Source organism: Mycobacterium sp., from assembly GCF_035274705.1.
Classification (GTDB): Bacteria; Actinomycetota; Actinomycetes; order Mycobacteriales; family Mycobacteriaceae; genus Mycobacterium.
Map to the genome: position 1 here is coordinate 1 of NZ_DATENY010000013.1, position 20,369 is coordinate 20,369.

The window sequence follows — 20,369 nt, forward strand, 5'->3', positions numbered from 1 at the left end:
TGGCCATCAACGCCGCCTACATGGCGGCCACCGGCAAGATGAAGTCGTCATGCGGTGGGCGTCTTCCCGCCATCAGTGCGGTGTCGGCGTTGTATCCGGTAGTGGACCCGGCCGGCTTCTTCGACAACGACGCACCCGCGCTCGCCGGGACGTCGCGCGAAATGGCGGAGGCTTACACCGGCGGCTCGCCACAGCAGTTTCCGGATCGATACGCGGCCATCTCGTCCGGGACTTACATCAGCCCCGCCGCGCCACCGACTTTGGTCATCGTCGGCGAGGCTGACCATCTTGTGCCGGTCGAAGGCACGTACCGTTTCACCGAGCGAGTGCGCAGCGCCGGCGTCGACGTCGAACTCGTAGCGGTGCCGTACGCCGATCACGTCTTCGACGCTCGCCGCGGAAGCATCGGTCAGCAGGCTTACCGGCAGTTGACGGCGCGGTGGCTGGAAGCGCACGGCCAGGCGCCTTGACCGGGGATGATGGCGTCATGGCCGACGAACTCGGCGAACTGTACGAGGTCAAGCCCGAGGAGTTCACCGCGCTGCGCACCAAGCTGGCCACCGCGGCCAAGCAGCGCGGCGACGCCGACGCGGCAAAGCGCATCTCCGCCGCCCGCAGACCCACGACTGCTGCGTGGGTCGTCAACCGACTTGCGCTACGCAACGACGACGTCAGCCGGCGTCTCACCGACCTCGGACAGGGACTGCGGGAGGCCCACGCCGCGATGGACGGTGAGCGCATCCGCGAGCTGTCCGCCGAACAACGCAGACTCGTCGAGGACCTGGCCAAGGACGCCTTCGAAGAAGCCGATCTGACCAACCCGACCGCCGCCCTGCGCGACGACGTCACCGCCACGCTGCAGGCCGCGATTGCCGATCCCGACGTGACAAAGCGGCTCGGCCGGCTGACCAAGGCCGAGAAGTGGTCCGGTTTCGGCGAGTTCGGCGACACCGCAATGGTATTCACGTCCACCCGCCGCGAAAGGCCCAAGCCAGAAGCTAAGAAGGAGTCCGCCAAAGACAAGCCACGCGAGGACAAGGACGAGGCGGTGCGCCGGCAACGAGAACGGGCCCGCACCGCATTGGCCGCCGCCGAGCGCGCCAAGGCCGAGGCCGACGAAGCACTGGCCGAATTGCAGTCCGACCTCGCGACCGCACGGCTGCGTCATCAGGACGCTCGAAGGCGGCTGCAGGACGCCGAACGCGTGTTGGCCGCCGCCGAAGATGCCTACGCGAAGGCGAAGCAGGCCAGCCGCGACGCCGCGGCCGTCGTAAAGGAAGCGAAGCGATGGACGTAGAAGTGGCCGACGGTGTGTCGATCCTGCGGTTAGACCACCCGCCCGTCAACGCCTTCGATCTCGCGCTCGTCGAAGACGCCGTCGACACGATGCGCGGCGTCGAGGGCCCTGTCGTCCTCACCGGCGCGGGGAGTTGCTTTTCCGCGGGCGTCGACCTGAGTGCAATCCTCGATGGGCAAGCCGCGTATGCCGACCGCTTCCTTGCCGCGGTCTCGGCGGGGTTCCTGGCGGTCTTCGATCACCCCGCACCTGTCGTGGCCGCGATCAACGGGCATGCCATCGCCGGCGGTTGTGTGTTGGCGATGGCCGCCGACGTGCGACTGATGTCACGCGGCAAGATCGGCCTCCGCGAGCTGGCGGTCGGTGTGCCCTTTCCCGTCGCGGCACTCGAGATCTGCCGGTTTGCGATGGGCCCGTCAGCGGCCCGCGCCGCCCTGCAAGCCGACAACATCGACGCGGAATCCGCATTGGCTCGCGGCTGGATCGATGAACTCGTCACTGCAGACGACCTTTTGCCCCGCGCGATCGCGGTTGCCGCCGCCCTTGGGCAGCATTCGCCGACTTCCTATGCGTTGACAAAACAGCAGCTGCACCGGCCGGCCCGTGACGCGATCGATGCGGGCGTGCAGATGGATGCGCAGGTGCTTGCCGGCTGGAAGTCCGACGAAACCCGCGCACGCATCGCGGCGTTCCTGGATGCGCTTACGTGACTGCGCGGCAGGTGATCTCCATGCTGTCGCTTTCGCGGGCCGCGAAGTTGACGCTGACATAGCCATTGCCGGGGTCACGCACGTAATCGAGGTACGGCTTGGTGTCGTCCATCGAGGTGTTGTCCGCGACGATCAGCGCACCCGGCGTGAGGAGCGGTTCGAGCAGCTTGACCACCGGAAGGTAAAGCTCCTTCCAGCCGTCGAGGAGAACGACCTCGACCGGACTATCGAGGTCGGCCAACGTGGTGAGCGCATCGCCTTCGAGCACGGTGATGAGGTCGTCGAGCCCGGTCTCGGCGAACGTCTTCTTCGCCGCGGCCACCTTCGCGGCGCTCAGTTCGGTGGTCACGACCCGGCCAATGCCGTTGTCGCGCACCGCCGAGGCGAGATGGATCGCGGAAATGCCCAGCGACATGCCGAATTCGACGACCGTGTTCGGCTGCGTCGCCCGCACCAGCGAGTACAGCAACCGGCCTGCTTCCGGCGTCACCGGAATGTAGAACTCGCTGAGCGCATCGGCCCGCTCCTGCGCACTCGCGTTCGCGAGGCGATCGATCATCTCGCGGTTGCCGCGAAGCTGCGAGAACTGTTCCGCCGACGCGGTATACATCCGGTCGAGGGCTGTCGCGACCCGGGAATCTTGAAGCGTGGTGGTCACCTGTTGGTCCTTACGTTAGTCGATAGGTTGACGATATATCGCCGACTATCGCGATGCAACGGCTACGTCTCTGCCGAACGTTCCTTACCGCTCGAAAAATCGCCACGATTTCGAGCGGTAAGGAACGTTCGCGCGCTGCCCACGCTGTGCCAGGATGAGGTAAGCCCGTTGCCGCGGTGACGGGAACTGCCAGCCCAATGGTGTGCCGATGGCCGGTGTGGACAGATCGACGCAGCGCGTGATCGCGGTGATCGTGCTGTTGATTATCGCCGCATCGGCCTTGCGCGGATACCTGCCCGGCGTCCAGCGGTCCGCCGAGCACGAGCGGCCGCAGAGCAGCCCCCTAGCGCTGATCGTCGACGTCGCATTGCTCACCGCAGCGGTGGCGATCATCGGGTACGCCATCATCGTCAGACTGCGGGACGGCTCTCCGCGACGAGCAGGGACGGGGCAGTTGCCCCGCGGTTCGGGTGCGATGGGCCGGCTGACGTGGCGATTCTCATTGATTGCCCTCGGCCTGATCGTGGGTTGGCTGTTGCTCGTGCTGTCGCTGTCGCAGTTAGGCCTGCCCGATCCGCTCGACCAGCCGTCGTCCCCGACCGCGTCGACGTCGCAACCCGTCACTCCACCACCAACCGACGTGGACAGGCCTCCGCCGGACACGCCGCCGGAGTCGGGGACGAATGTCGTCGACTACCTCATCGGCCCGATGATTGTCCTGATGGCGCTGGTAGTCGCGGGCACCGCCGTTGCCTCGCGCCGGCAGCGGGCGATGGCTGCACCGGCGGCCATCGGTGAGGGTTCCGATTCGTCTGTCGCTGCGGCAGCGACGGATTCGCTTGCCCGCGCGGCAGAACACGGCCTGGCCGAGATCGAGGACCTCAGCCGCGAACCGCGCGAGGCGATCATCGCCTGTTATGCGGCGATGGAACGGGAGCTCACCCGCGTACCCGGTGCCGCTCCTCAGGATTTCGACACCCCGATGGAGGTGCTGGCACGCGCGGTCCACCTTCACGCATTGCACGCCGACAGCGCCACGCAACTCGTGGAGTTGTTCGAGGAGGCGCGGTTCAGCCCGCACGTGATGAATGAGGGACATCGCGACACCGCGGTCCGCGTGCTTCGGCGCGTGCTCAGCGAACTGAGGAGCATTGCATGAAAAAGCTTGTGGCTGCGGGCATTTTCGTGGTGGTCCTCGTCGAGCTGGCCGCGGTCGTTCTGCTGGATCGCCAACTGGTCGTGGCGGCAACGGGAGTGATGGTCGGCCTGGTGCTGCTGAGCTTGCGCTGGTTCTGGGTCAGAGAAGCCGAACTCGAGGCGGATGAGCCACCGGTGAACGACGCGGCAGAATCGTTGCGCCGCTGGCTGTCTCGGACCGAAACCTTGATCAGTCGCGCCGAGTCGGGCCGGCGCGACTGGGACCGCCACCTGAGGCCGATGCTGGCCAGGCAGTTCGCAATGGCGACGGGACAACGCCATGCGAAAGATCCTGCAGCGTTTCTGGCCACCGGGCAGATGCTGTTCGGCGCGGAACTGTGGACATGGGTGGACCCGCAGAACGTGTCGCGAACACCGGGCAGCGAGCCCGGTCCCGGCCGTGAGGCGCTCGACGAGATTCTGCGGAGGTTGGAGCAGTTATGACGGCGAACATGGGGCTGCCGGCCGCGACGACCACCGCGCACTGCGAGGCGGTGCTCGACGAGATAGGCCGCGTCGTGGTCGGCAAGCGCGAGGCGCTCACGCTCATCCTCACGACCGTGCTCGCGGGCGGACACATCCTCATCGAGGACCTGCCCGGGCTCGGAAAGACCCTGATCGCGCGCTCGTTTGCCGCAGCGCTGGGCCTCGAGTTCAAGCGAGTTCAGTTCACCCCCGACCTGCTGCCCGCCGACCTTCTCGGCTCGACCGTCTACGACATGCAGTCGGGCCGCTTCGAATTCCGGGCCGGACCGATCTTCACGAACCTGTTGCTTGCCGACGAGATCAACCGCACTCCGCCCAAGACGCAGGCGGCGCTGCTGGAGGCGATGGCCGAAGGCCAGGTCAGCGTTGACGGCGTCACCCACAAGCTGCCCGTCCCGTTCATCGTGCTGGCCACCGACAACCCGATCGAATACGAGGGCACCTATCCGCTGCCCGAGGCGCAGCTGGACCGATTCTCGATCAGGCTCGAACTGCGCTACCTCGCCGAACACGAGGAGGCCTTCATGCTGCGCCGACGCCTCGAACGGGGCTCGGCGGAACCCACGGTGCACCAGGTGGTCGACGCGCACGAACTCATCGCGATGCGCGAATCGGTGGAGCAGGTGACCGTCCACGAAGATGTGCTGCGCTACGTGGTGTCGCTTGCGACCGCGAGCCGCCAGCATCCGCAAGTCGCGGTCGGCGCCAGCCCGCGAGCAGAACTCGACCTGGTGCAACTCGCGCGCGCTCGGGCGCTGCTCCTCGGCAGGGATTACGTTGTGCCCGAAGACGTCAAGTCGCTGGCCGTGCCGACCATGGCGCACCGGATCAGCCTGCGGCCCGAGATGTGGGTGCGGCGTGTGCACGGCTCCGATGTGGTCGAGGAACTGTTGCGGCGCCTGCCTGTGCCGCGGACCAAAGCGTGAGCAAAGCGTGATCGACGAACGCCACACTGAAGCCGAGTTGCGCTGGCGCCCATCATCTTTGACGCGAGCAGCCGCCACATGTGCCGCCGTCGCGCTCGCCGTCGCGCTCGTGGGTTCTTACTGGCAGCTGATCGCGTTCGCGGCACCCCTGGTCGGCGTGCTCGTTTCGATCGACTGGCAGCGGGCTGTCCCGCAGGTCGCGGTGCACGCAGGGCCGGCGTCACAGCGGTGCTTTGAATCCGAACAGACCCGGCTGACGATTTCGGCGCACCTTGAATCCGACGACGCCGCCGTGGATCTCGCAGTCACGGTCGTCGAGGGAATGCAGCTCGACATCGTCGAGTCGGCCCCGGGCCAACGCCAGACCGTCGCGGTGACGGCCGACCGGTGGGGACGGTATCCGATCCGGGCTCACGTCAAAGTCATCGCGCGCGGCGGACTCGTTGAGGGAGTGGGTGTCGTCGACGCCGCCGACGTCTATGTGTTTCCGACGGCACCGCCGCATTCGACCGCCCTTCCGCGCACCGAGCTGCTTGACCGCCTCGGTACCCATCTGACACGCCATATCGGCCCCGGCGTCGAATACGCCGACGTTCGGCGCTATGTTCCCGGCGACCAGCTTCGCACCGTCAACTGGCCGGTCAGCGCGCGACGCGGCAGCCTGCATGTGACCCAGCGATTGACCGACCGCGCCGCCGATGTCGTGGTGCTTCTCGACGGCTATCCGCAGCCGCCCGGTCCGGCGACCGAGGCGACGGACCGCACTGTGCGCGGTGCGGTGCAAGTCGTGCAGAGTGCCCTTCGCGGTGGCGATCGGGCGGGCATCGTCGCGCTCGGCGACCGTCAGCCGCGGTGGCTCGGCGCCGATATCGGCCGCCGCCAGTTCTACCAAATCCTCGACGCCGTGCTCGCTGCCGGCGATAGCTTCGAGCACACGCCGGGGACGTTGGCGCCGCGCGCGGCAGTCCCGCCCGGTGCGATCGTGATCGCGTTCTCCACGATGCTCGACACCGAATTCGCGCTGGCGCTGATCGATCTGCGCAAGCGGGGCCACACCGTCATCGCCGTCGATGTGCTGGAAGGCGCGCCGTTCGAGCACGAACCCGACCGGCTGATCACCAGGATGTGGGCGCTGCAGCGATCTTTCATGTACCGGGACATGGGCACGATCGGTGTCGACCTGGTGTCGTGGCGCGGCGAGAACACCCTCGACCAAGCGATGCAGCTGATACCCGATCGACGCCGCAGAGTCCGCAGGACGGCGATGACGTGATGTCTACCCAGCTCGCCGCGGCTCGCGCGATTTCGACCTCCTTTGGGTTGGTGATGGTGGCGGCAGCCGCCGTCGGGGCCGATGGGCCGGCCCTGGTCGGTGCGGCCGTTGCCGCGGTTGCGGTGTTGGCAGGCAATGTGTTTCGGGCCGCGGCGACGCTCGCCGTGCTGATCGGCGTGGCCGTGATCGTGCTGGCCGACGCGCCGCCGATGCTGGCCGCCCTCTCTGGGTTGTGCGCAGCGGCGTACCTGGTGCTACGGCACACCGCCACCGCCACGGCGCCGACGGTGCTCGGTGCGGTGGGATTTGCGACCGCGGGGTTGGCCGCAGCGTCCATTCCGGTGCAGCTGCCGTGGGTGCCGTTGGTGGCGCCGGTCGCCGTGCTGGTGATCTTCGTTTTGGTCACTCGCCCGTACTGGGCAGACCGGTCGACGCGTCGATGAAGTGTCAGCTCGCCTTCCATCGGCTACAACATCTGCGTCGCCACGTTCGGTGGCACAACCCCGTACGTCGTGAGCGGGCTGACCGCCCACCATCCCGGAGACCGCGCGACGTCCGCTGCGCGTCGCCGGGTCGGACGAAATGTTCCAATCCGGGCCGGATGTTCGCGGGGCTGCCGCCACACGATAGCGGCGGAGTTACAGTTGATCCGTGTCGTCGCAATCTCACCAAGCGACGCGGCCCAAACTGACATCGCGAGGTGCGGCGACCCGTAATCGGATCGTCCTGGCGGCCGCCGAGCTGATGCATGTGCAAGGGGTGGCGGCGACGACGATCGACGACGTACTGGCTGCCAGCGCCACAAGCAAATCCCAGTTCTACCAACACTTTGACGACAAATCTGAGTTGGTGTACGAGGTCATCACCATGCGCGCCGACGAGGTCTTGTCGTGGCAGCGGCTACGGCTGGAGAAGGTGGACTCGTTTCGCGGGCTTTACCAATGGCGCGATGCGATGGTGCAGCGGTGCGCCCTGCGGCGCGGGCTTTGGGGATGCGAGCTCGGTTCTCTAGCCGCCGAATTGTCCGACACGGACGACAAGGCGCGCGCCTCGCTGTCCGAGCACTTCGTCGAATGGCGCGGGCTGCTGGCCGCGGCGCTGGAGCGGATGCGCGAAGCCGGCGCGCTTCGCGCGGAAGCAGACGTGAAAATCCTTGCGACAGGGCTACTTGCGGCAGTCGAAGGCGGCTATCTGCTGTCGCAGACAGGTCGCGATCCGCGCCTGATGCAGGCCGCGCTCAACATGGCCATCGGACACATCTCATCGTTTGCGACGGTCGAGGCTGCAGTGCAGTGACGGCGGCGTTCTGGACCTGATCGACCAGTCCGCCGCCGTCGAAGCCTGCTAGTTGTCGCCCGGGATGGCGGTTGGCGCCGGCGGCGCCTTCACCGGCGGCGTGAACAGGTTGCCACCGGTGGGGTTGATCGACTTCTCCGTCGGTGCCACGGGCGGAGCCGAGGGCGCGGGTGTCGTGGTGGTCGTTGTGGTGGTCGTGGTGCTGGTCTCGGGTGCCTTCTCGCCCTGACCACAGGCTGTCAACACGCCCATGGAGATGATGGCGAGGCCGCCCGCGGTCGCAGCGATCCGCCGAGCCAATCGGCCTGAGCTCATGATGCGTCCTATCTGTATTTAGAACTGAACTATATCGTCCAAAAAACAACCTCGTCAACGCGAAGTGCGTGCTAATGCGGCAAAAACCGTGTGCGAGGCAGACGACTGAGTCCAACAACACTCTGGCGCGGGGGCTATTCGCAGGAAGCCCCACTGTTGTTCCCAGCGACTTTCCAGCTGAGCGGCCTAACGTCCTGTCCTCAAGAAGGAGGTCGCCGTGAAAAAGCTGGGCGTCTACGCCGCCACCGTCATGGGTGCGACGGCTGTGTCAATCGCGTTTCTGGGAACCGGTATTGCGTCGGCCGACGATTACACCGGGAAGACCTATGCCGATGCATCGCAGGCGATCGGCAATGCCGGCAAGAAGGCCGTCGTCGCGAGCCGGGCGGGAGACACGCTGTCGCAAGACAAATGCGTCGTGACCTCTTCGCAGTCGGCACCCTGGATCAAGGGCAACAACTTCGCGCCGGTCACCGATACGGTTCTGCTCAACCTCAACTGCAATGCCACGGTCGCGACTGCGAAGGATCCGGGCAACTCGGCTGCCAGCCCCGAAGGCAAATCGGCCATCGCGGCAGCCCAGCAGGATCAATCCGGCTCCGGCGGCTGAGTCCCCGAACCTGCCCGGTTGGCGTGGCCCCGGCTAGTCTGAGCCCAAGCATCCACCAAGGGGAGGCGGGGATCATGAAGCTTCGGGTCTTGCCCTACGTCACCGTCGAGATCGACGACCGTCTGCGCCGCAGAGTCCGCCGGGCCGGTGAGCGGTTGCGCGTCAACGTCAGGGCCTATCTGATGAGCGCGGCCGACGACGTCGACGCCGCAAGCGACAGGGTTCGCGGTCTTTGTGACCGGGCAGTGGATCGAGTCGACTCCGTCGTCGCGACGGTCAACGACAAGATCGACCCCACCACGGGCGGACCCGTCCCCCAGCTTCGCCTAGTCGGCGGGCGCGAAGCAAGCTGACCGCTAAGGCGCTCGGACGCTGCCTGTCCGCCCCCCGACGAAGAACCCTCCGGCCAGAACCACCAGCCCGATTGCCGCGACCGGAATCGCCCAAGCCCTTCGCCCGGACACTGCCGAATGGCACTGGGTCACGTAGTCGGTGTGCGGGATGACCTCGCTGAGTATCGGCAGGTTCGCGGGGTTGTTGTTGTCCACGTCGCGCGCCGACGAGTCGTTCGCGGCGACACCGTTGCCACATCCGATGCTGCCGTTGTCCGGTCCCGGCACCGACACAGGAACAAGCAGAGCGATGACGCCCGCGATCAATGCGACCGCACCTACCAGCAAAACCAACCGACGCAAATTCATGGCCAGGTAATGCCCCGGTTGCCCGGGTTCGAAACCATATCGACCCTGCCTTGAGACAGGGCCGGGCTGGGCGTTGCGCGGGTAAGTGTGTTGTTCTTGTGCGGTGTATTGGCCGTGGCCCGAAAGGAGCTGGAAGCTTTGGTAGGCCATGGTCTGGTGGTGCTGCTCGCCATGCTTGCCGCGGTGTTCCTCGCGATCGGCATCGTGGTGCGTCAGCGGGCCACCATGGATGTCCCGCAGGAGCACGGCGTCAGCTCCGTGATGTTCTTGACGTTGCTTCGCCGGCCCTTGTGGTGGGGCGGCACCGCGGCGGCCATCGCCGGCTACGTCTTTCAGGCGCTGGCGTTGGCCAACGGCTCACTGCTGTTGGTGCAGCCCATCCTGGTGTCCGCACTGCTGTTCGCCTTGCCATTGAGCGCCCGGCTCGCGCACCGGCGCGTCACCCGCGCCGAATGGGCGTGGGCGGTGCTGCTCACGGTTTCCCTGGCGGTGTTCGTGGTCTTGGCGCAGACCCGCCCCGGCGACTATGAGGCGTCGGTGGCGCTGTCGGCATTGGTCGCGGTGATCTGCACGGCTGCGGTGATGGTTTGTGTAATCGTCGCGATCCGCACCCCGGGCTGGCGCCGCGCCGTGTTTCTGGCTGTCGCCGTGGGCGTCTTGTTCGGCGTCGTCGCGGTGCTCACCAAGCTGGTCATGCATCTGCTCACCCACGATGGTGTGGCCAAGGTTCTGTCCACACCGGTGTTGTATTTGCTTGTCGTGCTGGGTGTGGTCGCGGTGTTCCTGCAGCAGTCCGCGTTTCATGCGGGATCGCTGCAGACTTCGGTGCCGACGATGCTGGTGCTCGAACCCGTCATCGCCGTCGTGTTGGGTGCGGTTGTCCTTGGCGAGCACCTCGAGGTCAGCCGCGTCGACGCGGTGCTCATCACCGTCAGCACTGTCGCGATGGCGGCGGCCACCATCGCACTCGGCCGCGACGAGGGAGCCTACGAGGAACAGCTCGAGGCCGAGATGGCCCGCCGCTCGTCGTAGCCCATGCCAGCCTATGTTGCCGTGGAATCCGTTGTGGGCCCGGAAGCTTGCGCCGGCCCGGGCGGCGGCGGTGTTTTGGGGATCTTCACCGGCCGCAACAACGCCCATCCGATGAACACGATCGACCGGACATTGATCGATATCGGCGCACAGCTCGCGGTGGTTGCCGACCACACCAAGTACTGCGAAGTCGGCATGAACGTGTTCGCCCGCCTGCGGCAAGTAGACACTTTGATCGTCGACGACGGCCTGCCGGCTGAGGACCGCGCCGTGGTGGCCGCCCAAGTCGGCAAGCTGGAGGTCGCGACGGTGGCGGGCCACCAATCGGGCACGGTGGCGGGCCGGTCATGACGCCTATGCGTTGGACCCTTGCCGACGGCCGGGATTTGCTGCTCTTCTCGCTTCCCGGGCAGACCCCAGCCCCGGTGCCAGACCGGCGTCCGCTGCCGGCCCGCGGAAACCAGCAGTCCCAGTTGCGATTCGACCGGCAGACCGGGCAATGGGTGATCATCGCGGCGCTTCGCCAGGACCGCACCTACAAGCCACCGCCCGAGGCGTGCCCGCTGTGCCCCGGCCCGTCGGGGGAGACCAGCGAGATACCCGCCGCCGACTACGACGTCGTCGTATTCGAGAACCGCTTCCCGAGCTTGTCCGGTGCGGGCAGCGCACCGTTCGATCTGCCAAACACGGACGGCGACCAGTTCGTCCCAGCGCCGGGCCACGGCCGATGCGAAGTCATCTGCTTCTCCAGCGATCACACCGGCTCGTTCGCACAACTCGAACTCGCACACGCCCGCCTCGTCGTCGACGCGTGGCGGCACCGCACCGCCGACATGATGAGCCGGCCGGGCATCGCTCAGGTGTTCTGCTTCGAGAACCGCGGCGAGGAGATCGGCGTGACGCTGACCCATCCGCACGGCCAGATCTACGGCTATCCGTATCTGGCGCCGCGTGCCGGCGAGATGCTGCGCGAAGCGCGCTCGCACCGGAAGCGCAACGACAGCAATCTGTTCGGCGATATCCTCGCCAACGAAGTTGCCGACGGTAGTCGCGTCATCGCCAGAACCGAGCTGTTCACCGCGTTCGTGCCGTTCGCTGCCCGCTGGCCCGTTGAGGTCCACATCTACCCGAACCGGTTCGTACACAACCTGATCGAGCTCACCGACGCCGAACTCACCGGGTTCGCGCAGATCTACCTCGACGTGCTGGGCCGGTTCGACCGCATGTACCCGACTCCGCTGCCCTACATTTCGGCGCTGCACCAGTACGCCGACACCGACGAGCAGCGCGAAGGGTACTTCCACGTCGAGCTGATGTCGGTGCGGCGCAGCGCCACCAAGCTCAAGTTCCTGGCCGGTTCGGAGTCGGCGATGGACGCGTTCATCAGCGATGTGACACCGGAAAGCGTTGCCCACCGGTTGCGGGAGCTGTAGTGAGCATTCGATACGCGGCGCCGGGGCGGATCAATCTGATCGGCGAACACACCGATTACAACTTGGGTTGCGCCCTTCCGATCGCGCTGCCGGAGCGCACGGTGGCGACCTATCTACCGGACGACCGCACCGAAATCGCCGTGCATAGTGACCGGGAGGACGACGGCGTTCGGATCCCGCTCGACGCCGCCCCGGGCGGCATAACCGGCTGGGCTGCGTATGTGGCGGGCGTGATGTGGGCGCTGCGCGCAGCGGGCCACCGAATCACGGGCGGCACGATGTCGATCACGAGCGACGTCGAGATGGGCTCCGGCGTTTCGTCTTCGGCGGCATTGGAGTGCGCGGTCATCGGGGCGCTCACGACGGCGGCCGGCCTGCGCATCGATCGGATCGAGTTGGCGCGTATCGCACAGCGGGCCGAGAACGACTATGTCGGCGCGCCGACCGGGATGATGGACCAACTGGCCTCGCTGTGCGGAGAACCACGCAAGGCGTTGATGATCGACTTTCGCGGGCCGACCGTGCGGCCCGTGGTGTTCGACCCAGATGCCTCCAATGTCGCCTTGCTGCTGATCAATTCGCGCGCACCCCACCAGCATGCGGGTGGGGAGTACGCGGCGCGACGGGCGTCGTGTGAACGCGCTGCGGCTGATCTGGGCGTGTCGTCACTACGAGAGGTGCAGGACCGCGGGGTGTCGGTGCTCGACGGGATAACCGATCCGGTCGACGCGCGTCGCGTCCGCCATGTCCTTACCGACAACCAGCGGGTACTCGATGTTGTTGCTGCCCTGAATGATTCGGACTACGCCGCGATCGGGGAGATCCTGACCGCGTCGCAGGCGTCGATGCGCGACGACTTCGAGATCACCACCGCCCATATCGATCTGATTGCCGACACCGCGGTACGGGCCGGTGCCCTGGGCGCGCGGATGACCGGCGGTGGTTTCGGCGGGTGTGTGATCGCGCTGGTGCCCGACGAGAAAGCCGACGCGGTCGGTGAGGCGGTGCGGCGAGCGGTTGCGGACGCCGGTTATCCCCGGCCGACCATCATGCGCACGAGGGCCGGGCAGGGAGCAGAGCAGTTGCACTAGCGGCGTGAGATGGTGCCCTCGGGTGACGGGGTTTCGGACAGCGCCGCCCACATCAGGCGGGCCGCCTCGCGGGTCCGGTCGTCGGGCGTTATCGGTGCTCCCGTATCGGGTTGCTCGGCCGGTGCGCCGCTGATGTGCTCGACGAGTGCCACCGACAGCTCGCGCAGTTTGACGTTGAACTCCTGGCTGGCCCGGCGCAGCATCCTCCACGCGTACTCGGCGTCACAGCGGACCAGACCCATCAACGCGCCCTTGGCCTGCTCGATGGCACCACGAGACTGCAGCACCGTGATGATGTCCTCGATGGCGGTGGCGTTTTCGGCCGCGGTGGTGATCAACGCAGCGGAAACCAGCTGTTCGTAGGTGATCAGGCTGGCGACAGTCGCCGCGCTCGCCGGTTGACTCAGCGTGCACGACACCGCCACCATCGCGTCGTCAGCCCAGACACCCGGGACGACTGCCTCGCCGTGCACCTGCTCGAAGCTCTCGGTGTGGTGAGGTGCGCGTTCACTCACCGCATCGAGGGTCAACTGCGGCCACCGGTCGTCGGACCACAGATCAAGACTGAGCACCGGCACCTGGTAGGCGAGCGCATCGGCGACGGGCCCGCCGAGCCCCGACAGCTGCGCGCCGACGAGCTCAGAGTCCACGCCCAGCCCGGCGATCACCGAAGCGTGTTCGTCGTGGCGCTTGTCGTGAATCGTGATGGCAAGGCCGACCGCGTCGTGGAGGTCGGACTGTATGCGCTCGAGGATGCGCTGAAGCAGCGCCAGCAACTGCGGGTGCTGACGGGGCTGAAAATGCGGCGACGACATCGCGGTCAGTTGCGCGTGGCTACTGTCGCGACACGGTCGAGCCCGGAGATGCCGAGCAGTGTCGTGATCGGTCCTTCAGTGGGCACGATCAAGGCCAGTTTGGTCGTCGCTGCGACGGCGAACAACGCCCGGACGGCGGCGCTGTCGCAATAAGACACCTCCGACAGGTCGACGGTGATGGAATCGCTGTCGACCGCGGCTTTGGTCAGCATGTCCTGGAATTCACCGACATTGGCGAGATCGATGTCACCAGTCGCGGTGACGACCGGCGACTGTTCGGCCATCGCAGGGGTCAATCGGAACTGGCTGTTTGTCATGGATGCAGCTCCTTGCGCATTTCCACCGTCGTCCCGTTGGGGGTTGGCGTGATTGTGACCGTGTCGACGAGCGCAGTCATCAACTTACTGCCGTGCCCACGCGTGCCCGGCCGCTTCGGCGGGGCGCGCCAGCGGCCGTTGTCCTTCACTGTCACCGCGAGTCCGGTGCTGGTTGCCCGCGCGCTCACCTCGAGCTCGACGTCATGGCGGGCATCGCGGGTGGCATGCTCGACGGCATTGGACGCCGCCTCACCGACCGCGAGCAGCAGTTCGGCGGCCGCGGCCGGACTGACCGCCACAGTCTGCAGCCAACTGCGCAGACGGGCGCGAATGACGGCCAGACTGGCCGGTTTGGCTGGTATCCGGATCAGCAGCGGGGCGGGAGGGCTCCGGTCGGCGCCGGGAACACTTGTCACCAGCACCTCCGATTGTCTAGCGGCGCTACCGCCTGGACGTACGCGAAATGCCCCGCATCGCCTGCCTCTGCTCGACAGTCGCAAATTGCCGTTTGTTGTCTTACCACGTGAACGTCCGCCGCGTGCCACACCCGGGCAATCCGCATCGGCGCGCCCTCACCGGTCCTTCGGCGAAGCGGTGTGCGGCAGTCGAAAGCTCATGTCGATTGTCGTGCCGGCTGGGGTGCCATCGACCTCGACCCGCTCGCTCAACGCGCGGATCAGCGGCAGTCCGCGGCCCCGCGTGAGGGGGTTGGCGGCAGGCGTCTTCCATGAACCGGTATCGGCGACCCGCACATGTATATAGCTGCCGTCGACTTCGGCGTCGACCCGCATCTTCCTGTGGCTGCCTCCTCGATAGGCGTGCTCCGCGCTGTTGGTGCACGCCTCGTTGACGGCCAGGACGATGTCGGCGGCCAGCGGCTCTGGCACCTGCGCGGCGTGCAGCCATGCCGCAAGCCGATGGCGGACCTCGCCCAATTGATCGGCGGTAGCGTTGTTTTCGATCAGCAGCGTGTTCTGCGGTCGGCGGTAGAGCACGATCGCTACGTCGTCTTCGTAACCGTCGGCAGGGGCCAGCCTGTCGAGGACGACGTCTGCCACGTCGCCGACTCCTAGATCGAGGGTGTCGACGAGGACCTTCGTCAAGCGGTCGATCTGCTCGTCGATCGCTTGGCCGCGCCGCTCGACCAGTCCGTCGGTGTACGCCAGCAGCGTCGCGCCCGGCACCAACTCCTGGGTCACCTGCGGACGCGATTCGGTCCTGTGCACGGCCAGCGGCACGGAGCGGGCGTCGGTCAACAAGACAGGGGCGTTGGCCGGCGCGACCACCACGGCGGGTACGTGACCGGCGCTGCTGTAGACCAAGATTCCGGATTGGGTGTCGAGGACGGCGGCGAAAACAGTGGTGCAGAACGCATCTGGAATGAATGCCGCAACGGAGTCGAGTTGTTCGAGCAACCGGGCTGGTGATGCGCCGGTGAGCAACAGCGCGCGCGCCGAGCTGCGCAGCTGACCCATCACCGCCGCGGCCGACAGCCCGCGGCCGACGCAATCGCCGACGATGACGCCGATGCGGTGATCGCCGACGGGCACGGCGTCATACCAGTCGCCGCCGATCTCCAACGGCGGTACGGCGGGTTCATAGCGCACGGCGAAACCCGCCGGCAGTTCCATCGGTCCCAGCATGGATCGCTGCAACGTCAGAGAGGTATCGCGGGCGATCTCGAACTGGCGCACGTGCTGGATTGCAAGGCTCAGATGCCCGGCAAGGGCAGCGACGAGTTGCTTGTCCTCGACGCTGACCCGGCGCGGATCACCGAATTCCAGCCACACCGTGACATCCCGTGACAGCACGGCCACCAAGCCGTTTGCCGCCTCGGCGCCGGAGGTCCATCCAACCGGTTCGACGGTCAGCGGAAGCCAGTCGCGGGCATATTCGAGCGTGCGGCGCATCACCGGGTCGAGGTCACGCCACGTGGATGGGATAGCTTTGCCTGCCATATGCACGGCCGGGTCGTGGTCGCCCGCCCGCCACATGACCGCCAGCACCCGCTGCACGCCCAGCCTGGCACGGCACTCCTCGAGCGTGGTGGACAACACTTCTCCCACACTTCTGGCGACGCTCACCGTGGTCGCAAGGTGGGCCACCGCGCGTTCTCGTTCGGCCGTGGCGCGTGCGGCGGTGATATCGCGAACCGTGCCCACGTAAGCGTCCTCGTCGCCAAGGGACTTGACGCCGTTGACACTCATCGCCACCCATACGGTGTGTCCGTCGCGGTGCCTGATCGGCGCCTCCGCGTCGAGGTTGCCCTGGGCCAGCAGCCGGGACAGCCGCTCGTTTGCGTCGTTGTCGTTACCCATCCACGGATGGGGCCACGCATAGGGCAAGCCGTCGGCACCGTAGCCGGTGATGTCGGCGAACGCGTCGTTGATCTCAACCACCGCTCCGCTGCCGTCGGCGACGAAGAAGCCCTCCTGTAGGGAATTGACCAGCGCGGTACGGAACTCGTTGCGATCGGCGAGCACATCGGCGCGGGCCCGCTGTTGTTCGTATCGCCGTGTGCCGTCGAGGAATCCACGCGTTGCAACGTCGAGTGCGGCCAGCGTTTGCAGCAGGAACCGCAGGGCGGCCACGGAATCGAGCCGGCCGTTCGGGTCGTCGACCATCCGGGAATGGTTCTCGATGATCTCCAGCATGCTGATCCGCTCCTGCAGCGCCCGGCGTCCTAGCTCATGGCCGACGGACAGCGTGTCCTCGCCCTGCGTCGTCAGGTAAGCCCGCAGCGCGGCTGCGTACTGAACATGGAAGTCTGCGGCATCCGTCATGACGAGACGCCGCGATGACGCGCGGCGAGCACCAGCGCGTCATCGGATTCCCTGCTGTACGCGCCCAGGATGTGTTCGGCGATCGCCATCGCCGGTGCGGCGAAGTCGATGCCCTGGACGTGGTCTTCGAGGATGCCGTCGGTGGCGATGACGAGGAGGTCGCCCGGGCCGATCGGTACTTGATGGGTGGCCAGCGCGTGGGGGATGCGATAGCCCACGATGCCGCCGGACAAAAGTGCCGACGCGCGGATTTGGACACCGCCCGGGCCCTTGGCGACAAGGTCGGCGGTGACATTGCCGATGCCGATCCAGCTGAGCGTGTCGGTTTCCAAATCAATGCGGGCCAACGTGATTGCGGCTCCCCGCGTGTCGGCCAGGCCGCGATGGCACCGCTGCAGCATCACGTCGAGGGGCTCGGTGCGGGAGCGGTTGATCACCTCGTCGGCCCGCAGCGCCGCGGTCTCGGCGGCCGCGCCGTGCCCCAGCCCGTCCGCCACACCGAACAGCGCGGCGGTGCGGCTGACTTCGACGGCGATCGGAAAGTCGCCGCACACCTCTTCGCCCGGTAGCGGGCGGCGCGCCGCGGCCCACTCGATCGATCCGATCCAGCCTTTTCTACGCATCGGCCGGGATCCACTTCCACATCTCGACGACTGTGCCCTTGCCGGGCGACGACTCCACGATCAACCGGTCCATCAGGCGGCGTGCACCCGGCAGGCCGAGACCAAGCCCGCGTCCCGTCGAATAGCCGTCCTCGAGCGCGCGCTCGACGTCGGCGATCCCCGGTCCGTCATCCTCCGCACGGACAACGAGTGCCTGTCGGCCGTCGCGGTACTGGACCCCTACCCGAACCTCGCCCTGGCCCGCGTAACTGGTGATGTTGCGGGCGATTTCGGAGATCGCGGTGGCGATCATCGTGACGTCGGTCAGTGAGAAGCCGAGCTGACGGGCCAGTTCGTGTCCAGCCTGGCGGGCGGTGACGATGTCGTCGGAATTGTTGACGTCGACCACGAAGTCAGCCGCCACCATCGCGTCCGTTCGCAGGCTTCTTCGATTCGAGCTGCCGATTCAGCAGTGCCAGGCCTTCTTCCAGATCCAGCGCCGTGTGCATGTCGTCGAACATCAGCCCGAGTTGGACCATTGCGAAGGCCACCTCCGGCTGCAGCCCAACGATCACAGTGTCCGCGCCACGCAGCCGGGTCATGTGGGCGATCGTGCGGATCGAGCGGGCGGCGAACGAATCCATCACGTCGATCGCGGTGACGTCCACGATGATCCCGTGGGCGCGGTAGCGGCTGACGCGCTCCATCAGATCGTGGCGCAGCCGTTCGGCGTCGGAGTCGGTGAGCGCGGCCTGCACCGAGGCGATGAGGATCGTGCCCTGTTTCAGGATGGGTACTGGCATGAGTGGGCCGCGTTAGCGGTGGTCAGCCGTTTAGTTCGCCGGTGCGGGTCACTTCGTAACCAAGGAGACGTTCGGCCTCTTCGATACCGCCCTGCAGGTCGCCGACGGCATTCATCTTCGACAGGTCAAGGCCGATCGTCACCAGGGTCAACGCGATGTCCGACGAGAGGCCGGTGATGATGACGCTTGCACCCATCAGGCCCGATGCGTCGACCGTCTGCACGAGGTGGTTGGCCACCGTGGAGTCGATGGTCGGCACACCGGTGATGTCGATAACCACCACTTTGGCGCGGTTCGCGCGGATGGCCCGCAGCAGCTGTTCGGTGACCTGCCGGGCGCGCTGGCTGTCCAGCACGCCGATGATCGGCAGAATCAGCAGCTGTTCGCGCACCTGCAGCACTGGCGTAGACAGTTCGCGGATGGCTTCTTGCTGCTGGCGAATGACGCGCTCGCGTTCCTGTACGAAGGACACGGCCACGGTGTTGGCGATGCGGTTGGCCGCAGGCTCGTAGGCGTCGAGCACCCTATTGAGCAGACCGAACTCCGACTGGTACTTCTCGAACAACGATCGCGCCAGCACGTCGCGCAGAAGCAACACGATCCCGATGACCTCGTCGGTCTCCACCCCCCGCGGAATGATGCGTTCCGACAGGTCGCGCGCGTAGGCCTGCAGCGCCTCGACGCTACCTGTCTCCAGCACCTCGACGTAGTTGTCGTACACGGCGGTTGCTTCGGAGAACAGCTCCTGCGGCGACATCGCCGTCAGCAGTTCGGCTTCGTTGATCCGTCGGGCCCACTCCTCGCGCAGGACGGTGCGATTTTGCCGGAGGTGTTGCACGAGCTGGGGCAGCAGGCTGTCGCCGGTGAGTTCGGGTGGCTGTGTGGCGGTGCTGGTACTTCCGAAATCCGTCGGCGACTCGGACACTTGACCTCCCGGCTCCAATCGCGCGCCATGACAGCGCGCACATTCCGTGCAGACATTAGCTTGAGCGTCGTCGTGGCAACCGCCGAAGTTATCAATCTGCAGCCGCCATTGAACGTTAGGCTCGACGCAGGTCCACCGTAAACGGGTTGGGGCACCGGATGAAGGATGGCGATTGTCGGATATGGATGCGATCGCCACGGCGGTCGCCTATGAGGACGGTATCGCCGTGCTGAGCGTCAGTGGTGAGGTCGATCTGGCCACGGTCCCCGCGCTCGCGGCGGGCATCGATGAAGCGCTTGCCACGCAGCCAACCGCGCTGATCATCGATCTGTCCGCCGTGGAATTCCTGGCCTCCGCCGGACTCCAGACGCTGGTCACGACGCAGGAACGACTCAGCTCGTCAGGTCAATTCGCGGTGGTCGCCGAGGGGGCCGCTACCAGCAGGCCGATCCAATTGACCGGTCTGGACGAGATCTTCGAGCTGTACCCCACACGGGCGGAAGCGTTGAGCGCCGTGAGGGCAAGCCGTCAATAGCGAAACATGTTGGCCGCCAGTCGGATCAGTCAGATGGCGGTCAGGACACCATCCACGAGTGCACGTTGGATGACTGCAGCGCGGACAGCACGCACAGCAATGCGAGGAACGCCACGGGGGTACGGCGATACGACGATATGACCGGTGTTGCCCGAGAAGGCGCAGTTAAACCCTGGCCGTTTCGCCCCTGGGGAAACGCTGTGCGCTTGTTAGGACATTCGATTAGAGTTTTGTTCGCCAGACATGTCTTCAAATGCAGCTGGCATTGGTCTCCGATTGTGAGGACTGCATCATGAAGTCAGGTCTTATGGCGCGTCGTATCGCCGCTGTTGTCGGTGGTGCGGCGATCGTGGCGATGGTCGGTGTAACCGCCTCTTGCGCTAAGGAAGAGAAGAAGGCTCCCGAGACCACGACGACAACGACGACCACGACGACGACCGCTCCGTCTTCCCCGACGGTCGCGCCGACGGAGAAGTCGATCAACCCCACGGGCGGCAACCTGTTCACGCCTCCGGTGAAGGCGCCGCCGGCGCCGACGGCCATCCCCGGCGATCACTAAATCCG

General features: G+C 66.3%; 28 protein-coding genes. 17 read left to right on the forward strand and 11 right to left on the reverse strand.

Going from position 1 to position 20,369, the window contains the following annotated elements; genetic code table 11:
* The 3 genes from VJV41_RS02675 to VJV41_RS02685 all read left to right on the forward strand — a co-directional run.
* Positions 1–470 (forward strand): alpha/beta hydrolase (locus VJV41_RS02675; RefSeq protein WP_325330824.1); only part of this gene is annotated, 470 nt, incomplete at its 5' end.
* A gap of 17 nt (positions 471–487) precedes the next feature.
* On the forward strand, positions 488–1,297 hold the full coding sequence (locus VJV41_RS02680; RefSeq protein ID WP_325330826.1) for a hypothetical protein: 810 nt from the start codon (positions 488–490) through the stop codon (positions 1,295–1,297).
* A complete protein-coding gene (locus VJV41_RS02685; RefSeq protein ID WP_325330828.1) occupies positions 1,288–2,007 on the forward strand; it encodes an enoyl-CoA hydratase/isomerase family protein in 720 nt (239 codons plus the stop codon). Before VJV41_RS02680 ends, VJV41_RS02685 begins: the two co-directional genes overlap by 10 nt.
* On the opposite strand, the gene VJV41_RS02690 is transcribed toward VJV41_RS02685, so the two are convergent.
* Positions 2,000–2,665 (reverse strand): O-methyltransferase, encoded by a 666-nt coding sequence (locus VJV41_RS02690; protein WP_325330830.1) that lies wholly within the window; start codon positions 2,663–2,665, stop codon positions 2,000–2,002. The genes VJV41_RS02685 and VJV41_RS02690 overlap by 8 nt on opposite strands.
* A gap of 208 nt (positions 2,666–2,873) precedes the next feature.
* Here VJV41_RS02690 and VJV41_RS02695 point away from each other — a divergent pair, with 208 nt between their 5' ends.
* The 6 genes from VJV41_RS02695 (at position 2,874) to VJV41_RS02720 (ending at position 7,843) form a co-directional block, all read left to right on the forward strand.
* Positions 2,874–3,824, forward strand: a complete 951-nt coding sequence (locus tag VJV41_RS02695) for a DUF4129 domain-containing protein (protein WP_325330832.1) — start codon at positions 2,874–2,876, stop codon at positions 3,822–3,824.
* Positions 3,821–4,306 carry a hypothetical protein gene (locus VJV41_RS02700; protein ID WP_325330834.1) on the forward strand — a complete coding sequence of 162 codons (486 nt, stop codon included), beginning with the start codon at positions 3,821–3,823 and terminating at the stop codon, positions 4,304–4,306. The genes VJV41_RS02695 and VJV41_RS02700 overlap by 4 nt, the downstream gene beginning before the upstream one ends.
* Positions 4,307–4,314: 8 nt before the next feature.
* Positions 4,315–5,274 carry a MoxR family ATPase gene (locus VJV41_RS02705; RefSeq protein ID WP_325330997.1) on the forward strand — a complete coding sequence of 320 codons (960 nt, stop codon included), beginning with the start codon at positions 4,315–4,317 and terminating at the stop codon, positions 5,272–5,274.
* Positions 5,275–5,281: 7 nt separating this feature from the next.
* Entirely contained in the window at positions 5,282–6,547 is a 1,266-nt protein-coding gene (locus VJV41_RS02710) for a DUF58 domain-containing protein (protein ID WP_325330836.1), read from the forward strand.
* Positions 6,547–6,990, forward strand: a complete 444-nt coding sequence (locus tag VJV41_RS02715; RefSeq protein ID WP_325330838.1) for a hypothetical protein — start codon at positions 6,547–6,549, stop codon at positions 6,988–6,990. Before VJV41_RS02710 ends, VJV41_RS02715 begins: the two co-directional genes overlap by 1 nt.
* A 208-nt stretch (positions 6,991–7,198) precedes the next feature.
* Positions 7,199–7,843, forward strand: coding sequence for a TetR/AcrR family transcriptional regulator (locus VJV41_RS02720; RefSeq protein WP_325330840.1), 645 nt, complete (start codon positions 7,199–7,201; stop codon positions 7,841–7,843).
* Between the two features lie 48 nt (positions 7,844–7,891).
* On the opposite strand, the gene VJV41_RS02725 is transcribed toward VJV41_RS02720, so the two are convergent.
* Entirely contained in the window at positions 7,892–8,158 is a 267-nt protein-coding gene (locus VJV41_RS02725; RefSeq protein WP_325330841.1) for a hypothetical protein, read from the reverse strand.
* A gap of 217 nt (positions 8,159–8,375) precedes the next feature.
* On the opposite strand from VJV41_RS02725, the gene VJV41_RS02730 reads away from it, so the two are divergent.
* Both VJV41_RS02730 and VJV41_RS02735 read left to right on the forward strand, forming a co-directional pair.
* Positions 8,376–8,768, forward strand: a complete 393-nt coding sequence (locus VJV41_RS02730) for a hypothetical protein (RefSeq protein WP_325330843.1) — start codon at positions 8,376–8,378, stop codon at positions 8,766–8,768.
* 74 nt (positions 8,769–8,842) lie between these two features.
* On the forward strand, positions 8,843–9,121 hold the full coding sequence (locus VJV41_RS02735; protein WP_325330845.1) for a hypothetical protein: 279 nt from the start codon (positions 8,843–8,845) through the stop codon (positions 9,119–9,121).
* A gap of 3 nt (positions 9,122–9,124) precedes the next feature.
* Here the strand turns inward: VJV41_RS02735 and VJV41_RS02740 are convergent, their stop codons facing one another.
* Positions 9,125–9,469 (reverse strand): aminopeptidase, encoded by a 345-nt coding sequence (locus VJV41_RS02740; protein WP_325330847.1) that lies wholly within the window; start codon positions 9,467–9,469, stop codon positions 9,125–9,127.
* A 138-nt stretch (positions 9,470–9,607) separates the two neighbouring features.
* Between VJV41_RS02740 and VJV41_RS02745 the strand changes: the two genes are divergently transcribed.
* The 4 genes from VJV41_RS02745 to VJV41_RS02760 are packed head-to-tail and all read left to right on the forward strand — an operon-like array spanning position 9,608 to position 13,025.
* Positions 9,608–10,501: a DMT family transporter gene (locus VJV41_RS02745; RefSeq protein WP_325330999.1), complete on the forward strand. Its 894-nt coding sequence runs from the start codon at positions 9,608–9,610 to the stop codon at positions 10,499–10,501.
* A gap of 21 nt (positions 10,502–10,522) precedes the next feature.
* On the forward strand, positions 10,523–10,852 hold the full coding sequence (locus VJV41_RS02750) for a hypothetical protein (RefSeq protein WP_325330849.1): 330 nt from the start codon (positions 10,523–10,525) through the stop codon (positions 10,850–10,852).
* A complete protein-coding gene (galT, locus tag VJV41_RS02755) occupies positions 10,849–11,934 on the forward strand; it encodes a galactose-1-phosphate uridylyltransferase (protein ID WP_325330851.1) in 1,086 nt (361 codons plus the stop codon). Before VJV41_RS02750 ends, galT begins: the two co-directional genes overlap by 4 nt.
* Positions 11,934–13,025: a galactokinase gene (locus VJV41_RS02760; protein WP_325330853.1), complete on the forward strand. Its 1,092-nt coding sequence runs from the start codon at positions 11,934–11,936 to the stop codon at positions 13,023–13,025. The genes galT and VJV41_RS02760 overlap by 1 nt, the downstream gene beginning before the upstream one ends.
* On the opposite strand, the gene VJV41_RS02765 is transcribed toward VJV41_RS02760, so the two are convergent.
* From VJV41_RS02765 to VJV41_RS02800, 8 genes are all read right to left on the reverse strand, one after another.
* Entirely contained in the window at positions 13,022–13,840 is an 819-nt protein-coding gene (locus VJV41_RS02765) for an ANTAR domain-containing protein (RefSeq protein WP_325330855.1), read from the reverse strand. The two genes, VJV41_RS02760 and VJV41_RS02765, sit on opposite strands and share 4 nt — an antisense overlap.
* Positions 13,841–13,845: 5 nt before the next feature.
* Complete coding sequence (locus VJV41_RS02770; protein WP_325330857.1) at positions 13,846–14,157, reverse strand: STAS domain-containing protein; 312 nt, start codon at positions 14,155–14,157, stop codon at positions 13,846–13,848.
* The gene (locus tag VJV41_RS02775; RefSeq protein WP_325330859.1) at positions 14,154–14,573 is read right to left on the reverse strand and encodes an ATP-binding protein; all 420 of its coding nucleotides are present in this window, start codon (positions 14,571–14,573) and stop codon (positions 14,154–14,156) included. Before VJV41_RS02775 ends, VJV41_RS02770 begins: the two co-directional genes overlap by 4 nt.
* Before the next feature lie 156 nt (positions 14,574–14,729).
* The gene (locus VJV41_RS02780) at positions 14,730–16,940 is read right to left on the reverse strand and encodes a SpoIIE family protein phosphatase (RefSeq protein ID WP_325330861.1); all 2,211 of its coding nucleotides are present in this window, start codon (positions 16,938–16,940) and stop codon (positions 14,730–14,732) included.
* A complete protein-coding gene (locus VJV41_RS02785) occupies positions 16,937–17,563 on the reverse strand; it encodes a SpoIIE family protein phosphatase (protein WP_325330863.1) in 627 nt (208 codons plus the stop codon). The genes VJV41_RS02780 and VJV41_RS02785 overlap by 4 nt, the downstream gene beginning before the upstream one ends.
* On the reverse strand, positions 17,556–17,966 hold the full coding sequence (locus VJV41_RS02790) for an anti-sigma regulatory factor (RefSeq protein ID WP_325330865.1): 411 nt from the start codon (positions 17,964–17,966) through the stop codon (positions 17,556–17,558). Before VJV41_RS02790 ends, VJV41_RS02785 begins: the two co-directional genes overlap by 8 nt.
* Positions 17,956–18,345, reverse strand: coding sequence for an STAS domain-containing protein (locus tag VJV41_RS02795; protein WP_325330868.1), 390 nt, complete (start codon positions 18,343–18,345; stop codon positions 17,956–17,958). Before VJV41_RS02795 ends, VJV41_RS02790 begins: the two co-directional genes overlap by 11 nt.
* A 22-nt stretch (positions 18,346–18,367) precedes the next feature.
* Positions 18,368–19,270 carry an STAS domain-containing protein gene (locus VJV41_RS02800; protein ID WP_325330870.1) on the reverse strand — a complete coding sequence of 301 codons (903 nt, stop codon included), beginning with the start codon at positions 19,268–19,270 and terminating at the stop codon, positions 18,368–18,370.
* A gap of 172 nt (positions 19,271–19,442) precedes the next feature.
* Between VJV41_RS02800 and VJV41_RS02805 the strand changes: the two genes are divergently transcribed.
* Together VJV41_RS02805 and VJV41_RS02810 are read left to right on the forward strand one after the other, a co-directional pair.
* Positions 19,443–19,805 (forward strand): STAS domain-containing protein, encoded by a 363-nt coding sequence (locus VJV41_RS02805; RefSeq protein ID WP_325330872.1) that lies wholly within the window; start codon positions 19,443–19,445, stop codon positions 19,803–19,805.
* A 292-nt stretch (positions 19,806–20,097) separates the two neighbouring features.
* The gene (locus VJV41_RS02810; RefSeq protein ID WP_325330874.1) at positions 20,098–20,364 is read left to right on the forward strand and encodes a hypothetical protein; all 267 of its coding nucleotides are present in this window, start codon (positions 20,098–20,100) and stop codon (positions 20,362–20,364) included.
* Positions 20,365–20,369: the final 5 nt, after the last annotated feature.